The organism is Streptomyces sp. NPDC001604 (genome assembly GCF_042893475.1).
Taxonomy (GTDB): domain Bacteria; phylum Actinomycetota; class Actinomycetes; order Streptomycetales; family Streptomycetaceae; genus Streptomyces.
In genome coordinates, this window is sequence record NZ_JBIAUY010000008.1 from 1 (window position 1) to 18,065 (window position 18,065).

The window sequence follows — 18,065 nt, forward strand, 5'->3', positions numbered from 1 at the left end:
TGCGTTTCCGACTCTATCAGACCGTTTCCGGTTCCGATTTCCTCGGTGCTTTCCAGGTTCCCGCTTTCGCGTTTCCCTTTCCGGCGGTTCCGACTTTATCAGAGATTCTGAGTCGGATTTCCCGCCCCGATCGGGGACTGGTTCCGGCGCACGAGGCGGCCGGGTTCCCGTTCTGGCGGAGCCGTAAACGTACTGGAGCGGGGCGCCCCGATGCAAATCGAGGCGCCCCGCTCCGGGTTCATACGTACGAGGGGTCGTACGCCCGTCAGACCTCCACCACGACCGGGAGGATCATTGGCCTGCGCCGATACGTGTCGGAGACCCACTTGCCGAGGGTGCGGCGGATGAGTTGCTGCAGCTGGTGCGGCTCCACCACCCCGTCCTGGGCCGAGCGTTCGAGCACCTCGGTGATCTTCGGGATCACGTCGCCGAAGGCCGTGTCCTCGATGCCCGAGCCGCGGGCCTGGATGTGCGGGCCGCCCGTGATCTTGCCGGTGGACGAGTCGACCACGAGGAAGACCGAGATGATGCCCTCGTCGCCGAGGATCTTGCGGTCCTTCAGCGCCGGCTCGCCCACATCACCGACCGAGAGCCCGTCGACGTAGACGTAACCCGCCTGGACCTTGCCCGAGATCTTGGCCTTGCCCTCGACGAGGTCGACGACCACGCCGTCCTCGGCGATGACGATGCGGTCGTGCGGGACGCCGGTCATGGCGCCCAGTTCGGCGTTGGCGCGCAGGTGGCGCCATTCGCCGTGGACCGGCATCAGGTTCTTCGGGCGGCAGATGTTGTAGAAGTACAGGAGTTCGCCCGCGGACGCGTGACCCGAGACATGGACCTTCGCGTTGCCCTTGTGGACCACGTTCGCGCCCCAGCGGGTCAGGCCGTTGATCACGCGGTAGACCGCGTTCTCGTTGCCGGGGATCAGCGACGACGCCAGGATCACCGTGTCGCCGTCGACGATGCGGATCTGGTGGTCACGGTTGGCCATGCGGGAGAGGGCCGCCATGGGCTCGCCCTGCGAGCCCGTGCAGACCAGCACGACCTCGCTGTCGGGGAGGTCGTCGAGTGTCTTCACGTCGACGACCAGACCCGGCGGGACCTTCAGGTAGCCGAGGTCCCGGGCGATGCCCATGTTGCGGACCATCGAGCGGCCGACGAAGGCGACCCGGCGGCCGTACTCATGAGCCGCGTCCAGGATCTGCTGGATGCGGTGGACGTGGCTGGCGAAGCTCGCCACGATGATCCGCTTGCGGGCGCTTGCGAAGACCTGGCGCAGGACGTTGGAGATGTCGCGCTCGGGCGGGACGAAGCCGGGGACCTCCGCGTTCGTCGAGTCGGCGAGGAGGAGATCGATGCCCTCCTCGCTCAGTCGTGCGAAAGCGTGGAGGTCTGTCAGGCGGCCGTCCAGCGGGAGCTGGTCCATCTTGAAGTCGCCGGTGTGGACCACCATGCCCGCGGGCGTGCGGATGGCCACGGCGAGGGCGTCCGGGATGGAGTGGTTGACCGCGACGAACTCGCAGTCGAAGGGGCCGACACGTTCGCGGTTCCCCTCCGCCACCTCGAGGGTGTACGGGCGGATGCGGTGCTCCTGGAGCTTCGCCTCGATGAGGGCGAGGGTCAGCTTGGAGCCGATCAGCGGGATGTCGGGCTTCTCGCGCAGGAGGTAGGGGACGCCACCGATGTGGTCCTCGTGGCCGTGCGTGAGCACGATGCCCTCGATGTCGTCGAGGCGGTCCCGTACGGACGAGAAGTCCGGCAGGATCAGGTCGATCCCGGGCTGCTCCTCCTCGGGGAAGAGCACGCCGCAGTCGACAATCAGAAGACGGCCGCCGTACTCGAAGACCGTCATGTTTCGGCCGATCTCGCCGAGACCGCCGAGCGGGGTGACCCGCAGGCCGCCTTCGGGGAGCGGCGGCGGCGGGCCGAGTTCAGGATGCGGATGACTCAAAAGACTCTCCTCACCACGCGCGCCACGTACCGGTGGGCACGTGGCGCGCGTGACGTTCGTGCATGAGCAGTTGTCGTTGTGGGGTGCGGGCACCGGTGGCCCGCTATTCAGTTGTGAAGTCTGTGGTGGTGCCAAAGTCTGGTGTTAGAGCTGTACCCCGCCCGCAGCAAGATCGATCTTGAGCTGTGCGATCTCTTCGGGCGTGCACTCCACCATGGGTGCGCGCAGGGGTCCCGCCGGCAGGCCCTGGAGGGCGAGGGCGGCCTTCGTGGTCATGACGCCCTGGGTGCGGAACATGCCCGTGTAGACCGGGAGCAGCTTCTGGTGGATCTCGGTGGCCTTCTGGACGTCGCCGGAGACGAACGCCTCGACCAGGGCGCGCAGGTCCGGAGTGACCACGTGGCCCACGACCGACACGAAGCCGACCGCGCCCACCGAGAGCAGCGGCAGGTTCAGCATGTCGTCGCCGGAGTACCAGGCGAGCCCGGAGCGGGCGATGGCCCAGCTCGCCCGGCCGAGGTCGCCCTTGGCGTCCTTGTTGGCGACGATGCGCGGGTGCTCCGCGAGCCGGACCAGCGTCTCGGTGTTGATCGGGACGCCGCTGCGCCCGGGGATGTCGTAGAGCATGACCGGCAGCTCGGCGGCGTCGGCGACGGCCGTGAAGTGCCGGTACAGGCCCTCCTGCGGGGGCTTGTTGTAGTACGGCGTCACGATCAGGAGGCCGTGTGCGCCCGCCTTCTCGGCGGCCCGGGCCAGCTCGATGCTGTGGTGGGTGTCGTTGGTGCCGACGCCGGCCACGACGTGGGCGCGGTCGCCGACCGCCTCCAGTACGGCCCGTACGAGCTCCGATTTCTCCGCGTCGCTGGTGGTGGGGGACTCGCCGGTGGTGCCGTTGACGATCAGGCCGTCGTTGCCTGCGTCCACCAGGTGGGCGGCGAGCCGCTGCGCGCCGTCGAGGTCGAGTGCGCCGTCCGCCGTGAAGGGCGTGACCATGGCGGTGAGGACCCGCCCGAAGGGGGTCTGCGGAGTCGAGGTCGGAGCCATGGGTAACACGCTACTCGGTGCTCAATGCGTGGTCTGCCCTTGGGGTGCGGGATAAGTCCGGACAAATGCGGAGCCCGGTACTGCCTGCTCGGGGGTTCAAGCAGTACCGGGTCCGTTTGATCAGGCTAGATGAACTTCTCCAAATGCCGCAATACGGACACTTCACGAGGCTGACCGTACCGCCCTGCCTGACCGATGGATGGCGGTGCGCTACGGCGCCACACGGCCGTTCGCGTTGAAGGCGGCGTAGGTGAGCGGCATGAGCCTGGCCCACTCGGCCTCCATCTTCTCGCCGACCATCTCGATCTCCCGCTGCGGGAAGGACGGAACCTTCGCCAGCTCGTGCTGGGTGCGCAGGCCGAGGAAGTGCATCAGCGAGCGGGCGTTGCAGGTGGCGTACATCGAGGAGAACAGGCCGACCGGGAGGACCGCACGGGCGACCTCGCGGGCGACGCCCTGCGCGAGCATCTGCTGGTAGGTCCGGTACGCCTGCCGGTAGGACTCCTCCATGGCCTGCCCCACGAGTTGGTGCTGCTCGGGGGAGCCCTCCACGAACACGTACTTGCCCGGGCGGCCCTGCTGGACCAGCTTCCGAGAGCTGTCCGGGACGTAGAAGACGGGCTGCAGCTCCCGGTAGCGGCCAGACTCCTCGTTGTACGACCAGCCGACCCGGTGCCGCATGAACTCGCGGAAGACGAAGATCGGGGCGCTGATGAAGAAGGTCATCGAGTTGTGCTCGAACGGACTGCCGTGCCGGTCCCGCATGAGGTAGTTGATCAGGCCTTTGGAGCGCTCCGGGTCCTTGTTCAACTCGTCCAGGGACTGTTCCCCGACGGTCGACACCCGGGCCGCGAACAGCACATCGGAGTCAGCCGCGCTGTGTTTGACCAGTTCGACGGTGACATCGCTGCGCAAGTCGATCTTGAAATCGTCGTCGGGGGTGGAGGTCACGGTTCGGGGGGTCCTTCCCATCTTGTCTCTTGGCGACGCCACTCTACGGCCCACCAAACAGGACGTTCGCTGTCGTGACCGAAGGAAGTTGGCGAAACCGGGCACCTTTTGGGGCACTCGACCGTCTGTGTAGATGACAGTCACTCGTTCGATCCCGAGAGGAGAAGCTCCCCTCATGTTCCGTCGGCGTGAACCCGTCCCGTTCGCCTTCGTCGCCGAAGCCGACAGGTTCCGCAGCAATGTCGCTCCCCCGCCCCGTCAGCGGGCGTCCGCTGGTCAGATAGCCGGGCGCTGGCTGCTGGGACTCACCATCGTCGCCGGACTGGTGGGCTCGCTGGTTCTCGGTATGCCCGCGCTGTCCAGTCCTGCTGCCACGCCGGCTCAGCAGTCACAGGCCTCCCAGGGGCACTGACTCCATCCGGACCCCACGAGTGGTGGGCAGGAACACAGACGGATAACCTCACCGGCACAGCCCATGCATGGATTGAGTGAGGACCAGCCGTGCCCCTGCCCTTCCTGACGGCCGACCGTGCCTATGAGCCGGCGGACGATGCGCTGCCCTTCGACGACCGCGACCGCTGGCGGCGGCCCTACCGCCCCGGGCCGTGGCGCGTGGGTGTGGCGGCCCTGTGGCTGCTGCTCGCCTCCTTCGTGCTGTTCGCCGCGGTCATCATCGCGTTCACCGCTTCGGCTTCCGAGGCCGGTGTGGTCTTCGGTGTCGCGCTGGCCGTCATCGCGGGTTCCCTCAGGCTGCTGCGCGTGGGCGTGTGGGTGAGTGCGCGCGGGCTGCGCCAGGTGGGCTTCTTCGGTACGCGTACGACGCCGTGGGAGCGGGTCGCCGCCCTGCGGACGGTGCAGCAGCCGGTGCGCTGGCTCGGGCTGCCGCGGACGGTGCAGGGGCAGGCGCTGATCCTCGTACGACGTGACCGTCCGGAGCAGGACGGGCCGGTGCTGCTGACCACGCACAGTGTCGACTTCCTGGCACGGGCCGGGTCCTTCGACCGGGCCGCGGACACGATCGAGGCGTGGGCGGCGGAGAACAGGCGCGGCTGACCCTGCGCTCGCACGAAGGGGCCGGTCCGCGGTGAGCGCGGGCCGGCCCCTTCGGCGTACGGCTGAGGTGTGGCCGTGGGCCTCAGGCCTCGACCGTTCTGCCTTCGTGCAGGGCGATGGCGCGTTGCATGGCCTTGCGGGCGCGTGGGGTGTCGCGGGCGTCGTGGTAGGCGACGGCGAGGCGGAACCAGCTGCGCCAGTCGTCGGGGGCCGCTTCGGTCTCGGCCTTGCGCTTGGCGAAGACCTCGTCGGCCGAGTCGCGGTCGATACGGCCGCCGGGTGTGCGCTTGAGCTCGTCGATGGGCAGGCCGCCCTCGGCGTCGAGTTCGGCGGCGAGGGCGTTGGCCTTGCGGACGAACTGGGTGTTCTTCCACAGGAACCACAGCCCGATGACCGGCAGGATCAGCACCGCCACGCCGAAGGTGACGGTGAGGACCGTGCCGGACTGGATGAGCATGACGCCGCGGCTGCCGACCAGGACGAAGTAGAAGACCAGGACGGCGGCCGTTACGGCGTAGGACAGCTTGGCTCGCATGACGGTGTCAGCCCAGGTCCAGGAAGTGTTCCAGGCCGAAGGTCAGGCCCGGGGTGGTCACCACGCGGCGGGCGCCGAGCAGGATGCCCGGCATGAAGCTGCTGTGGTGGAGCGAGTCGTGCCGGACGGTCAGCGTCTCGCCCTCACCGCCGAGCATGACCTCCTGGTGGGCCAGCAGACCACGCAGGCGGACGGCGTGCACGGGGATCCCGTCGACCGTCGCGCCGCGAGCGCCGTCCAGTGCCGTCTCCGTGGCGTCCGGCGCCGGTGCCGTGCCGGCGGCGCGGCGCGCCTCGGCGATGAGCTGGGCCGTGCGCGTGGCGGTCCCGGAGGGGGCGTCGACCTTCTTCGGGTGGTGCAGCTCGATGACCTCGACGGACTCGAAGTAGGGCGCGGCGATCTGCGCGAACTTCATCGTCAGTACGGCGCCGATGGAGAAGTTCGGCGCGATCAGCACGCCCGTCTCCGGGGAGGCGGCCAGCCAGCCGCCCAGCTGCGTGAGGCGCTCGTCGGTCCAGCCCGTCGTACCGACGACCGCGTGGATGCCGTGACTCACGCAGTACTCGAGGTTGTCCATCACCGAGGCCGGCGTGGTCAGTTCGACGGCGACCTGGGCGCCGGTCTCCGCCAGCGTCTCCAGCTTGTCGCCGCGGCCGAGGGCGGCCACCAGCTCCATGTCCCCGGCCGCCTCGACGGCCCGTACCGCCTCCGAGCCGATCCGGCCCTTGGCACCGAGGACCGCCACGCGCAGCTTGCTCATCTTCTTGCTTCCTTCAGGAGAGGACTTACGCGACCGCTTCGTTCAGACGGGACGCCTGCTTGTCCTTCAGCGGGCCGATGACCGACAGCGAAGGCCGCTGTCCCAGGATGTCGCGCGCGACCGAGCGGACGTCGTCGGGGGTGACCGAGGCTATCCGGGCCAGCATGTCGTCCACGGACATCTGCTCGCCCCAGCACAGCTCGCTCTTGCCGATACGGTTCATCAGCGCGCCCGTGTCCTCCAGGCCCAGGACCGTCGAGCCCCGGAGCTGGCCGATGGCGCGGCCGATCTCGTCGTCGGACAGGCCGTGCTCGGCGACGTGGTCGAGTTCGTCGCGGCAGATCTTCAGCACGTCATGGACCTGCGAGGGCCGGCAGCCGGCGTACACGCCGAACAGGCCGCAGTCGGCGAAGCCCGAGGTGTACGAGTACACGCTGTAGGCCAGGCCGCGCTTCTCGCGGACCTCCTGGAACAGGCGGGACGACATGCCGCCGCCGAGGGCCGTGTTCAGCACGCCGAGGGCCCAACGGCGCTCGTCGGTGCGGGCGAGGCCCGGCATGCCGAGCACGACGTGTGCCTGTTCGGTCTTGCGGCCGAGCAGTTCGACGCGGCCCGCGGTGCGGATGGTGCGGCTGCCTTCGCGCGGGCCGATGGGGGCCGCCGCGTCGTTCTTGAAGGCGCCCGCCTTCTCGAAGGCCGCGCGGACCTGTCGTACGACCTTGTTGTGGTCGATGTTGCCGGCGGCCGCCACGACCAGGTGGGTGGGGTCGTAGTGCTTCTTGTAGAAGCGGCGGATGCGGTCCGCGGTGAGGGCGTTGACGGTGTCGACCGTGCCGAGTACGGGTCGGCCGAGGGGGTTGTCGCCGAACATCGTGTGCGCGAACAGGTCGTGCACACAGTCGCCCGGGTCGTCCTCGGTCATCGCGATCTCTTCGAGGATCGCGCCGCGTTCGACGTTGACGTCCTCCTCGAGTATCAGCGAGCCCGTGAGCATGTCGCAGACGACGTCGATGGCGAGCGGCAGGTCGGTGTCGAGCACGCGCGCGTAGTAGCACGTGTACTCCTTCGCCGTGAACGCGTTCATCTCGCCGCCGACCGCGTCGATGGCGGAGGAGATGTCCATCGCACTGCGGCGGGAGGTGCCCTTGAAGAGCAGGTGCTCCAGGTAGTGCGTGGCGCCGTTCAGGGCCGGGGTCTCGTCGCGGGAGCCGACGTGCGCCCAGATGCCGAAGGTCGCGGAGCGGACCGAGGGCAGGGTCTCGGTGACGATGCGCAGACCGCCCGGGAGGGTGGTCTTGCGGACCGTGCCGATGCCGTTCTCGCCCTTGATCAGGGTTTGGGTACGGGCGACGGCCCGCGCCTCCGAGGAGGTGCGGGCCGTCGCCTCGAAGCCACGGGGCGTCACTTGTCGCCGTCGTCCTTCTTGTCGTCGTCGCCTTCTTCGCCCTCGATGACCGGGATCAGGGAGAGCTTGCCGCGGGAGTCGATCTCGGCGATCTCGACCTGGACCTTCTGGCCCACGCCGACGACGTCCTCGACGTTCTCCACGCGCTTGCCGCCCGCGAGCTTGCGGATCTGCGAGATGTGCAGCAGACCGTCCTTGCCCGGGAGCAGCGACACGAACGCACCGAAGGTGGTCGTCTTCACGACGGTGCCCAGGTAGCGCTCGCCGACCTCCGGCATGGTCGGGTTGGCGATGCCGTTGATCGTGGCGCGGGCGGCCTCGGCGGCCGGGCCGTCGGCGGCACCGATGTAGATGGTGCCGTCGTCCTCGATCGTGATCTCGGCGCCGGTGTCCTCCTGGATCTGGTTGATCATCTTGCCCTTGGGGCCGATGACCTCACCGATCTTGTCCACGGGGATCTTGACGGTGATGATCCGCGGGGCGTTCGGGGACATCTCGTCCGGCGTGTCGATCGCTTCCATCATCACGTCGAGGATGTGGAGGCGGGCGTCACGGGCCTGCTTGAGGGCGGCGGCCAGGACGGAGGCCGGGATGCCGTCCAGCTTGGTGTCGAGCTGGAGCGCGGTCACGAACTCCTTGGTGCCGGCGACCTTGAAGTCCATGTCGCCGAAGGCGTCCTCAGCACCGAGGATGTCGGTGAGGGTGACGTAGTGCGTCTCGCCCTCGATCTCCTGGGAGATGAGGCCCATGGCGATACCGGCGACGGGGGCCTTCAGCGGCACACCGGCGTTCAGCAGCGACATGGTGGAGGCGCAGACCGAGCCCATGGAGGTCGAGCCGTTGGAGCCGAGGGCCTCGGAGACCTGACGGATCGCGTACGGGAACTCCTCGCGCGTCGGCAGGACCGGCACGAGGGCGCGCTCGGCGAGGGCGCCGTGGCCGATCTCGCGGCGCTTCGGGGAGCCGACGCGGCCGGTCTCACCGGTGGAGTACGGCGGGAAGTTGTAGTTGTGCATGTAGCGCTTGCGGGTCACCGGGGAGAGGGTGTCCAGCTGCTGCTCCATGCGGAGCATGTTGAGGGTGGTGACGCCCAGGATCTGGGTCTCGCCACGCTCGAACAGCGCGGAACCGTGCACGCGCGGGATGGCCTCGACCTCGGCGGCCAGGGTGCGGATGTCGGTGACACCGCGGCCGTCGATGCGCTTCTTCTCCTTGATGACGCGCTCACGGACCAGGGTCTTGGTCAGCGAGCGGTACGCGGCGGAGATCTCCTTCTCGCGGCCCTCGAACTCCGGCAGGAGCTTCTCGGCGGCGAGCGCCTTGACGCGGTCCAGCTCGGCCTCGCGCTCCTGCTTGCCGGCGATGGTCAGCGCGGAGGCGAGCTCCGGCTTGACGGCGGCGGTCAGGGCCTCGAGGACGTCGTCCTGGTAGTCCAGGAAGATCGGGAACTCGGCGGTCGGCTTGGCGGCCTTCGCGGCGAGGTCGGCCTGGGCCTTGCAGAGCACCTTGATGAAGGGCTTCGCGGCGTCCAGACCGGCGGCGACGACCTCCTCGGTCGGCGCCTCGGCGCCGCCCTTGACCAGCTGGATGGTCTTCTCGGTGGCCTCGGCCTCGACCATCATGATCGCGACGTCGCCGTCCTCCAGGACGCGACCGGCGACGACCATGTCGAAGACGGCGTCCTCGAGCTCGGAGTGCGTCGGGAACGCGACCCACTGGTTGTTGATCAGCGCGACGCGGACGCCGCCGATCGGGCCGGAGAAGGGCAGACCGGCCAGCTGCGTGGACGCGGACGCGGCGTTGATCGCCACGACGTCGTACAGGTGGTCGGGGTTGAGGGCCATGATCGTGGCGACGACCTGGATCTCGTTGCGCAGGCCCTTCTTGAAGGACGGGCGCAGCGGGCGGTCGATGAGGCGGCAGGTGAGGATCGCGTCCTCGGAGGGGCGGCCCTCACGGCGGAAGAAGCTGCCGGGGATCTTGCCGGCGGCGTACATCCGCTCCTCGACGTCCACCGTCAGGGGGAAGAAGTCGAGCTGGTCCTTGGGGTTCTTGGAGGCGGTGGTGGCCGACAGCACCATGGTGTCGTCGTCCAGGTACGCCACGGCGGAGCCGGCGGCCTGCTTGGCCAGACGGCCCGTCTCGAAGCGGATGGTGCGGGTGCCGAAGGAGCCGTTGTCGATGACGGCCTCGGCGTAGTGGGTCTCGTTCTCCACTAGCGTTTTCTCCGATACTTTTCGTCTTTTGTCCTTGTCTGCCCGTGTGGCAGGAGGACCGTCACGGAGAAGCGCTCCACTGGTGCGGGCCGGTCTTCGATCGAAGCACCCGGGGCTCACTTCCCCCGGGGGCCACTACCGAGGACCGGCGGCGGCGAGGTGCGCTTCTCGCTGTGTCGTACGTATTGCGTTGTGCTACCACACTACAAAGGGGCAGTGACACTCCGCATGTTTCCGTGCGTACGGACGTTTCCGCACGTACGGCAAAGGGAGCGGTCCCGACCCTTCGGGAACCGCTCCCCCTGCACGGCGTCTTACTTGGCGCCCGCCGCACCACGGCGGATGCCGAGGCGGTCGACCAGCGCACGGAAGCGCTGGATGTCCTTCTTGGCGAGGTACTGCAGCAGGCGACGGCGCTGACCGACCAGGATCAGCAGACCACGACGGGAGTGGTGGTCGTGCTTGTGGGTCTTGAGGTGCTCGGTCAGGTCCGAGATCCGGCGCGAGAGCATGGCGACCTGGACCTCGGGGGAGCCGGTGTCGCCCTCCTTCTGGCCGAACTCGGTGATGATCTGCTTCTTCGTAGCGGCGTCGAGCGACACTCGTACTCCTCGTAGTCTTCAAAGTTGCCACCGAGTGCCCCCGGTCTTTGTCTCGGGGGAGCTTCCGTTACTCGGGAGGCGGGGATCCGCTGGGCGCGGCCTCCAGGTCCTGCAGGTGAACCTGCCGGGGTTCCGGGGGTGCGTACACAAACGGCCGTCACACAGGGTACCAGCCGGTGGGGTCGCTACTTCACGGCCATGCTCTCGATGCCCAGGACGAGATACACCCATCTGGGCTGCCCCTTGGCGGGTCCGTCGACCTTCTTGACGCCGAAGAAGATGCGGCCGTCCTGGACAACGATGTCGTTGTAGTCCGTCATCGTCATCAGATCGGCCTCCTGAGGGAGGTCGAAGTAGAGGTACGGGGTCTCCGTGCCGGTCCGCGGGTCCAGGCTGACCAGCCCCGAGGGCATGACGTGCTGGTCGGTCACGCGTACGGCGAGGAGTCTGCCGCCGCTCACCCGGACCGGGTACAGCAGGGAGCCGGGGCCGGAGTCGTACTTCTTGGTGGTCTTTCCGGTCGCGAGGTCGAAGCCGATGATCCAGTTGGAGTTGATCAGCTCGCCCGAGTCCTTGCTGCGCAGGAAGACCTGGCCGTCGCCGACGGCGATGGTCGGGCAGTCGTCGGCGGTGAGGAAGTCGTCGTACGAGCACTCGCCGACGTAGGTGCCGTTCTGGAGGCGGATCACGGCGCGGGTCTTGCCCGAGGTGTCCAGGGAGAGCATCTCGGAGATGCCGATCCCGCCGGCCTGGACGGCGAGGACGGGCGGCTCGGCGGAGGGGATGTTGAGGTCGCGGATGCCCTTCGCGGCGGAGTACGTCCACAGGGCCTTGCCGGTTGCCGGGTCCACCTTGCGTGCCTTGTAGGTGGTGGCGTCCGTGGAGTCGGCGGGGGCCTTGTCGTTCCAGCACTGCTGGCGCACCAGCAGGGCACCTCCGCCCGCTGCGCCCATGTCCTGGCAGGAGCCGGCGGAAATCGTCTCCCACGCGCGCGTGCCGTCCTTCATGCGGTACGCGTCCGTGCCGCCGCCCCAGGTGACGACGACCGTGCCGTGCACCAGGGTCACGCTCGGGGTGTCCTGGGAGTCGCCGCCCGTGGCCATGCCGTGGCCGTCGCCCAGTTCGGAGACGGGGAAGTCGGCGTCCCAGACCTCACGGCCGTCGTCGAGGTCGAAGAAGGCCACGTGGTTGCAGAAGGCGTTGCCGCGGTCGTTGGCGCGGAACAGGACGGCCGTGCGGTGGTCGTTGGTCACGTGGCGGGTGTAGCCGCAGATCGGGCCGTCGAGGGGGAGCTTCCACTTCTCGTCGCCCGGGGAGGCGTCGGTGCCTATGCGCAGGCCGACGACGGTCTTGTTGATGCCCTTGGCGAGGATCTTGTCCGTGGCCCACATGCCGGGCATCTGGTAGTGCTCGCCCGGGCTGAGGTCGTCCACGGAGAAACGGAAGGCCATCTTTCCGGTGGGGCTCGCGGGCTTCTTCTCGACGGTCTCCCGGATGTCGAGGGGGCCTTGGCGGGTGGCCGCCTGCTTGTTCGACGTCTTGGTGCCGGCGCCCCACAGCAGCCAGCCGCCGGTGCCGAGCGCCGCGGCCAGCACGAGTGCGAGCAGCGCCAGGGGCCACTTCGGTCGGTGCCTCTGCCGTGGCGGCTGCGCGGGCTGGGCGGGCTGGGCGTACATGGGAGGGGGCGGGCCGAAGCTCACGCGCGGGTCCTTTCCCTGTGGAGTTTTCCTGTGACCGGGGGTGCGGATTCCGTTGCCGTGCTCACGCCGACGCCCCACGCCCTGCGTGCAGGGTGTGGGGCGTCGAGGTCTGTCGCCGGACGGGTCTCAGTTCCCGATGCCGCCGCGGACCTTGCCGTAGACGTCGAGGACCGCCAGGCAGACGGGGACCAGGGAGAGCAGGACCAGCGAGTCCGCGAGGTCGAGCATGCGGCCCCAGAACGGGGAGAGGCCCTTCTGCGGCACGATCAGGGCGATCGCGATCAGGAGCAGCACACCGGCCGCGACCGAGGCGCCGAGCCACAGGGTCCGTACGTCGACCGGGCCGTGGTTGTTCTGGAGCAGCTGGATGATGATGTCGGCCGGTGGCGAGATCGCAAGGCCGAGGACCAGCAGGCCGAGCGTGATGACACCGGCCACGAACAGGCAGGTGACCTGGGCGGTGTAGCGGAACAGACGCGCCCGGAGCATCGCGGCGAGGCCGGTGCACAGGGCCAGCAGCTGGGCCCAGCCGCTGTCGCTGAAGCCGAGCACCGCGCCGCCCGCGCCGACGATGACGGCGGCGCAGCCGCCCACCAGGCCGAGCAGCAGTTCGTGACCGCGGCTGGTCTGGGCGACGATGCGCTGGACGTCGACGGCCTCGAGGTCGCCCTCGCGGCCCTCGCGGCGGGCCCGGGCGAGGTCCTCGGGGTTGCGGAAGCCGATCGGCAGCTTGGCGAACCGGGCCGACCAGCCGGGCAGGAAACCGACCACCGCCAGGGCGACCACCGAGGTGCCCGCGGCGATCTCCCGCGGCGCCGCGTCGGTGAGCACACCGCAGAACACGGCGAGCGTGCCGATCCCGGAGGCCAGCGCGGCGGCCACGAACGGGGCGTCGCCCTGCGGCAACAGCATGATCAGCACGACGGAGAACAGCAGCACGGCGACGCAGCCGACGAGGAACTGGAGCCTTCCGGGGCCTTCGTGCGCGCCCTGTGCGAGGACGCCGGAGCCCGCGATGAGCGCGTGCGGCAGCGCCGAGATGCCGAGCGCGACGGCGGAGCCCCGGTCCTCGTACACCCGGGCCCGTACACCGGCGAGAGCCGTCAGGCCGAGTGCGGTCACGCCCGCGAGGATGCCCTGCAGGCCGTGCATGTCGTGCCGGATCGGGTCCGCGAACCAGAAGACGAAGCCGAGCATGACCAGCAGCAGCGAACCGGCGACGAGACCGGCCACCCGCATCAGGTTGTCGTTCCAGCTGCGGATGTCCTGCTTGACCGCGGCGGCGATGGCGTCCACGACGTCGTCGTGGACGGCGGGCGGCAGCGAGTCGGCGAAGGTCCGCAGCAGCAGCACCTCGCCGTCCCTGACCCGGTGCTCCAGCAACGAACGGCTCGCGTCGAGCACCTGACCCTCGCGTGTCACCAGGTGATAACCGGCAAGACTGGTGTCCGACTGGACCAGGCCCGAGAGCCTGATGATCTCAGGAAAGAGGTCCTGGATCGGCAGGTCCTCCGGCAGCGCGACATCGACTCGGCTGTCCGGCGCTGCGATGGTGATTCGGCAGAAACCTGTCGAAGTCCCCGTGCTCACCTGGTGTTCCCCCTGTTGGACAAGGCTGCTTCATGCAGTTCGTACGACGCGAAGCGCCACCCTATCCCTTGCCCTACGGGGGGTTGGGGCTGCCTCCCTCAATTCTCCCCGTACCCCCTCCGCATCTCCATCCTCCTGGCTCTCCTGCGGACCTGGGGCATCAGTAGGATCGACGCCAACGCGAACGACGCCTACGCGAACGGGAACACGTCGCGGTACACGGGGGCGTCGATGCCAGGACGTTTCAATCACGAAGGATGAGTGCATCGGTGAGCGTCGTCATCATCAAACGGCCACCGCGGATACCACCCCCGGTGGTGCCGGACGGCGAGGTCAAACTGGAGACGCCCCCCGAGATCCCTCGTGAGGGCGACGAGAGCATGCTGATGAACCTGCTGCCCATGATGGGCATGCTGGGTTCCGTCGGCTTCTTCTTCATGCCCAACCTCCCCCCTTACATGAGGGTGGTCGGCGGGCTGATGCTCGCCTCGACGCTGGCCATGGCCATCGCGCAGTTCGCCAAGTCCCGGCAGGGCGGCGGCGCGGGGATGGCGCAGGACCGTCGTGACTACTTCCGCTATCTGGAGCAGGTCCGCAAGGACGTGCACAAGACGGCCGAACTGCAGCGGCGCAGCCAGCTCTTCCAGCACCCGGACCCGGAGCAGCTGTGGGCCGTCGCGGCCGACGGCAAGCGGCTGTGGGAGCGGCGCCCGACCGACGCGGACTTCGCCTCCGTACGGATCGGCCGCGGCGTCCAGCAGCTGAACACGCCGCTGGTGGCTCCGGACACGGCGCCCAAGGAGGAGCTGGAGCCGCTGACCGCGGCGGCCATGAAGGCGTTCCTCGACGCCCACGGCAGCCTGCACGACCTGCCGGTCTCGATCTCGCTGCGCGCCTTCTACCACGTGACGATCTGCGGCGACACGGACACGGTCTACGGCAACGCCCGTGCGGCCCTTTCCCAGTTGGCGACGCTGCACTCGCCGGAAGACCTGATGATCGCCGTGGTGGCGCACCCCTCGGCGGCGGCGGACTGGGACTGGATCAAGTGGCTGCCGCACAGCCAGCACCCGAAGGCCAAGGACGGAGCGGGCTCGGCCCGGCTCCTCTTCGACGACCTGGGGGAGCTGGAGGAGGCGCTGGCGGGCCAGTTGGACGACCGGCCCCGTTGGAACCGTGAAGCGACGCCTGTCTACGACCAGCCGCATCTGATCGTGGTCCTCGACGGCGGCACCGTGCCGCCGGACTCCGAACTCGCCAGTTCCGAAGGGCTCCAGGGCGTCACCTTCCTGGAGATCGCCCCTGGCGAGCTGGAGGAGGAGCTGCGCGCCGGTCTGACGGCGTACGTGAAGCCGGAGCGGATGCAGCTGTTCGTCGGCCACGAGTCGGCGTACACCGGCAAGCCCGATGTGCTCAGCCCGGAGCAGGCCGAATCCCTGGCCCGACAGCTGGCGCCCTTCCGGGTCGGTTCCGCGGAGGAGGGCGAACCCCTGCTCTCCAACCTGGACTTCACCGACCTCATGGGCATCGGCGACGCGGGGACCGTCGACGTCTCCCGCACCTGGCGGCCGCGCACGCTGCATGAGCGGCTGCGGGTGCCGATCGGTGTCGGCGAGAACGGCGAGCCGGTCATGCTGGACCTCAAGGAGGCCTCGCAGGAGGGCATGGGCCCGCACGGCCTGTGCGTCGGCGCGACCGGCTCCGGCAAGTCCGAGGTGCTGCGTACGCTGGTGCTCGGCCTCGCGGTGACGCACTCCTCGGAGACGCTGAACTTCATCCTCGCGGACTTCAAGGGCGGCGCGACCTTCGCCGGCATGGCGGACATGCCGCACACCGCCGCCGTCATCACCAACCTCGCCGACGACCTCACCCTCGTCGACCGCATGCGCGACTCGATCATGGGTGAGACGCAGCGCCGCCAGGAGCTGCTGCGCTCGGCGGGCAACTACGCCAACTTGCACGACTACGAGAAGGCCCGGGCCGCCGGCGCCGCCCTCGAACCGATGGCGTCGCTGGTGATCGTGCTCGACGAGTTCTCCGAACTCCTCACCGCCAAGCCCGACTTCATCGACATGTTCATCCAGATCGGCCGGATCGGCCGTTCGCTGGGCATCCACCTGCTCCTCGCCTCGCAGCGCCTCGAAGAGGGCAAGCTGCGCGGACTGGACACCTACCTCTCGTACCGGATCGGCCTGCGGACCTTCTCCGCCGCCGAGTCGCGTACGGCGATCGGTGTCCCGGACGCCTACCACCTGCCGTCGATCCCCGGTTCCGGTTATCTGCGCTACGACACCGACACCATGGTCCGCTTCAAGGCGGCGTACGTGTCGGGGCCGTACCACGGCGAGGGCCCCTCCCGGGTGCACCGCTCGACGCAGCTGCGGCCCGCGCTGTTCACGGCGGAGCACGTGGCGCTGCCCCCGCAGCCGGTGATCGAGGAGCCGGAGCCCGACAACCGGGTGGACGACGCGCTCGCCGACACCGTCCTGGACGTCCTCGTCAGCCGGATGGTCAACCAGGGACCGCCCGCCCACCAGGTGTGGCTGCCCCCGCTGGAGGAGGCGCCCTCGCTGGAGCAGCTCCTCCCCCAGCTCGCCGTCCACCCGGAGCGCGGCCTGACCGCGCCCGACTACACGGCGCTGGGCCGGCTCAATGTGCCGGTCGGCCTGGTGGACAAGCCGTTCGAGCAGCGGCGCGACGTGCTGTACCGGGACTTCTCCGGCGGTGCGGGCCACGGTCTGTTCGTGGGCGGCCCGCAGTCCGGCAAGTCGACGCTGCTGCGTTCGCTGATCTCCTCGTTCGCCCTCACCCACACTCCGTCCGAAGTGCAGTTCTACTGCCTGGACTTCGGCGGTGGCACGCTGATCGCGATGGAGGAGCTGGCGCACGTCGGCGGTGTCGCGAACCGTCTCGACGCGGAGAAGGTGCGCCGTACGGTCAGCGAGGTCGAGGGGATCCTCAACGCGCGCGAGGAGTACTTCCGCGCGAACAACGTCGACTCGATCCAGACCTACCGCCAGCGCCGGGCCGCGGGCCATCTGCCCGACCAGATCTGGGGCGACGTCTTCCTCGTCATCGACGGCTGGGCCACCTTCAAGACGGACTACGAACTGCTGGAGTCCACCGTCACGGAGATCGCGACGCGCGGTCTCGGCTTCGGTGTGCACGTGATCCTGACCGCGAGCCGCTACACCGAGGTGCGGCCCGCGCTCAAGGACATGCTGCAGAACCGCATCGAGCTCAGGCTCGGTGACCCGACGGAGTCCGAGGTCGACCGCAAGATCGCGCAGAACGTCCCGGCCGCGGTGCCGGGCCGTGGTCTGACGCAGGAAAAGCTGCACTTCATGACCGCGCTGCCCCGGGTCGACGGCTCCTCGGCGACCGAGGACCTCTCCGAGGCCACGTCGATCCTCATCCGCGGCATCAACGACAACTGGCAGGGCAACCACGCCCCGGCCGTACGGCTGCTGCCCACCATGCTGCCGTCGGACCGGCTGCCCAAGGGGTTCGAGCACCCGGACCGCGGTGTCGCCATCGGTATCGACGAGTCCTCGCTCGCGCCGGTCTTCGTCGACTTCGAGACGGACCCGCTGTTCATCGTGTTCGGTGAGAGCGAGTCCGGTAAGTCCGCGATGCTGCGGCTGCTCGTCAAGCAGATCACCGAGCGCTACACACCGGACCAGGCGAAGATCGTCATGGGCGACTACCGGCGTGCGCACCTGGAGGGTGTGCCCGACACGCACCTGTCGCGGTACTGCGCCTCGGCGCCGGCCCTGACGGAGACGCTGGAGGGCCTCGCCGGCTCGATGCACCGGCGTATGCCCGGCCCGGACGTCACGCCCGAGCAGCTGCGCAACCGCTCCTGGTACAGCAGCCCGGACGCGTTCGTCATCGTCGACGACTACGACCTGGTGGCGACCGGCGTGAACCCGCTGGCCCCGCTCCTGGAGTACCTGCCGTTCGCCCGTGACATCGGTCTGCGCATCATCATCGCGCGCTCCTCGGGCGGTGCCAGCAGGTCGCTGTACGAGCCGGTGATGCAGCGGATGCGCGAACTCGGCGCCCAGGGCCTGGTGCTCTCCGGCGACCGGTCGGAGGGTGCACTGCTCGGCAACATCACGGCATCCCAACTGCCGCCCGGCCGCGGGTACTTCCACACGCGGCGACGCGGTGGACAGCTGATTCAGACGGGCTGGCTGCCGGCCCGGTTCTGAGGCCCCGGTTGCAGCCGTGTCTGCAGGAGGGGGCGGTACCCGCG

At 69.0% G+C, this 18,065-nt stretch carries 13 protein-coding genes; 3 read left to right on the forward strand and 10 right to left on the reverse strand.

The window, feature by feature from the left end:
* Positions 1–265: 265 nt before the first annotated feature.
* The 3 genes from ACFY1E_RS22455 to thyX all read right to left on the reverse strand — a co-directional run bounded on the left by ACFY1E_RS22455 (position 266) and on the right by thyX (position 3,946).
* On the reverse strand, positions 266–1,951 hold the full coding sequence (locus tag ACFY1E_RS22455; protein WP_389078655.1) for a ribonuclease J: 1,686 nt from the start codon (positions 1,949–1,951) through the stop codon (positions 266–268).
* Positions 1,952–2,095: 144 nt separating this feature from the next.
* Positions 2,096–2,995 carry a 4-hydroxy-tetrahydrodipicolinate synthase gene (gene dapA, locus ACFY1E_RS22460; RefSeq protein ID WP_389078657.1) on the reverse strand — a complete coding sequence of 300 codons (900 nt, stop codon included), beginning with the start codon at positions 2,993–2,995 and terminating at the stop codon, positions 2,096–2,098.
* A gap of 210 nt (positions 2,996–3,205) precedes the next feature.
* Positions 3,206–3,946 (reverse strand): FAD-dependent thymidylate synthase, encoded by a 741-nt coding sequence (gene thyX, locus ACFY1E_RS22465; protein ID WP_389078660.1) that lies wholly within the window; start codon positions 3,944–3,946, stop codon positions 3,206–3,208.
* Between the two features lie 175 nt (positions 3,947–4,121).
* On the opposite strand from thyX, the gene ACFY1E_RS22470 reads away from it, so the two are divergent.
* Positions 4,122–4,358: a hypothetical protein gene (locus ACFY1E_RS22470; RefSeq protein WP_389078662.1), complete on the forward strand. Its 237-nt coding sequence runs from the start codon at positions 4,122–4,124 to the stop codon at positions 4,356–4,358.
* Between the two features lie 89 nt (positions 4,359–4,447).
* Positions 4,448–4,999 carry a PH domain-containing protein gene (locus ACFY1E_RS22475; protein WP_389078665.1) on the forward strand — a complete coding sequence of 184 codons (552 nt, stop codon included), beginning with the start codon at positions 4,448–4,450 and terminating at the stop codon, positions 4,997–4,999.
* Between the two features lie 82 nt (positions 5,000–5,081).
* Here ACFY1E_RS22475 and ACFY1E_RS22480 read toward each other — a convergent pair whose 3' ends face one another.
* The 7 genes from ACFY1E_RS22480 to eccD form a co-directional block, all read right to left on the reverse strand.
* On the reverse strand, positions 5,082–5,534 hold the full coding sequence (locus tag ACFY1E_RS22480) for a hypothetical protein (protein WP_389078667.1): 453 nt from the start codon (positions 5,532–5,534) through the stop codon (positions 5,082–5,084).
* 7 nt (positions 5,535–5,541) lie between these two features.
* Entirely contained in the window at positions 5,542–6,294 is a 753-nt protein-coding gene (dapB, locus tag ACFY1E_RS22485) for a 4-hydroxy-tetrahydrodipicolinate reductase (RefSeq protein WP_389078669.1), read from the reverse strand.
* Between the two features lie 25 nt (positions 6,295–6,319).
* A complete protein-coding gene (locus ACFY1E_RS22490) occupies positions 6,320–7,699 on the reverse strand; it encodes a M16 family metallopeptidase (protein WP_389078672.1) in 1,380 nt (459 codons plus the stop codon).
* On the reverse strand, positions 7,696–9,915 hold the full coding sequence (locus ACFY1E_RS22495) for a polyribonucleotide nucleotidyltransferase (protein ID WP_389078674.1): 2,220 nt from the start codon (positions 9,913–9,915) through the stop codon (positions 7,696–7,698). The genes ACFY1E_RS22490 and ACFY1E_RS22495 overlap by 4 nt, the downstream gene beginning before the upstream one ends.
* 314 nt (positions 9,916–10,229) lie before the next feature.
* Positions 10,230–10,517, reverse strand: a complete 288-nt coding sequence (rpsO, locus tag ACFY1E_RS22500; RefSeq protein ID WP_030945091.1) for a 30S ribosomal protein S15 — start codon at positions 10,515–10,517, stop codon at positions 10,230–10,232.
* A 185-nt stretch (positions 10,518–10,702) separates the two neighbouring features.
* The gene (locus tag ACFY1E_RS22505; protein ID WP_389078677.1) at positions 10,703–12,217 is read right to left on the reverse strand and encodes a PQQ-binding-like beta-propeller repeat protein; all 1,515 of its coding nucleotides are present in this window, start codon (positions 12,215–12,217) and stop codon (positions 10,703–10,705) included.
* 126 nt (positions 12,218–12,343) lie between these two features.
* Positions 12,344–13,807, reverse strand: coding sequence for a type VII secretion integral membrane protein EccD (gene eccD / locus ACFY1E_RS22510; RefSeq protein WP_389078680.1), 1,464 nt, complete (start codon positions 13,805–13,807; stop codon positions 12,344–12,346).
* A gap of 269 nt (positions 13,808–14,076) precedes the next feature.
* Here eccD and eccCa point away from each other — a divergent pair, with 269 nt between their 5' ends.
* Positions 14,077–18,021: a type VII secretion protein EccCa gene (gene eccCa / locus ACFY1E_RS22515; protein WP_389078682.1), complete on the forward strand. Its 3,945-nt coding sequence runs from the start codon at positions 14,077–14,079 to the stop codon at positions 18,019–18,021.
* The last annotated feature ends 44 nt before the right edge of the window (positions 18,022–18,065 follow it).

Coding starts and splice junctions, on each gene's coding strand:
- dapA (WP_389078657.1), bottom strand. CDS start 2,995: ATGGCTCCGACCTCGACTCCGCAGACCCCCTTCGGGCGGGTCCTCACC.
- ACFY1E_RS22470 (WP_389078662.1), top strand. CDS start 4,122: ATGTTCCGTCGGCGTGAACCCGTCCCGTTCGCCTTCGTCGCCGAAGCC.
- ACFY1E_RS22480 (WP_389078667.1), bottom strand. CDS start 5,534: ATGCGAGCCAAGCTGTCCTACGCCGTAACGGCCGCCGTCCTGGTCTTC.
- dapB (WP_389078669.1), bottom strand. CDS start 6,294: ATGAGCAAGCTGCGCGTGGCGGTCCTCGGTGCCAAGGGCCGGATCGGC.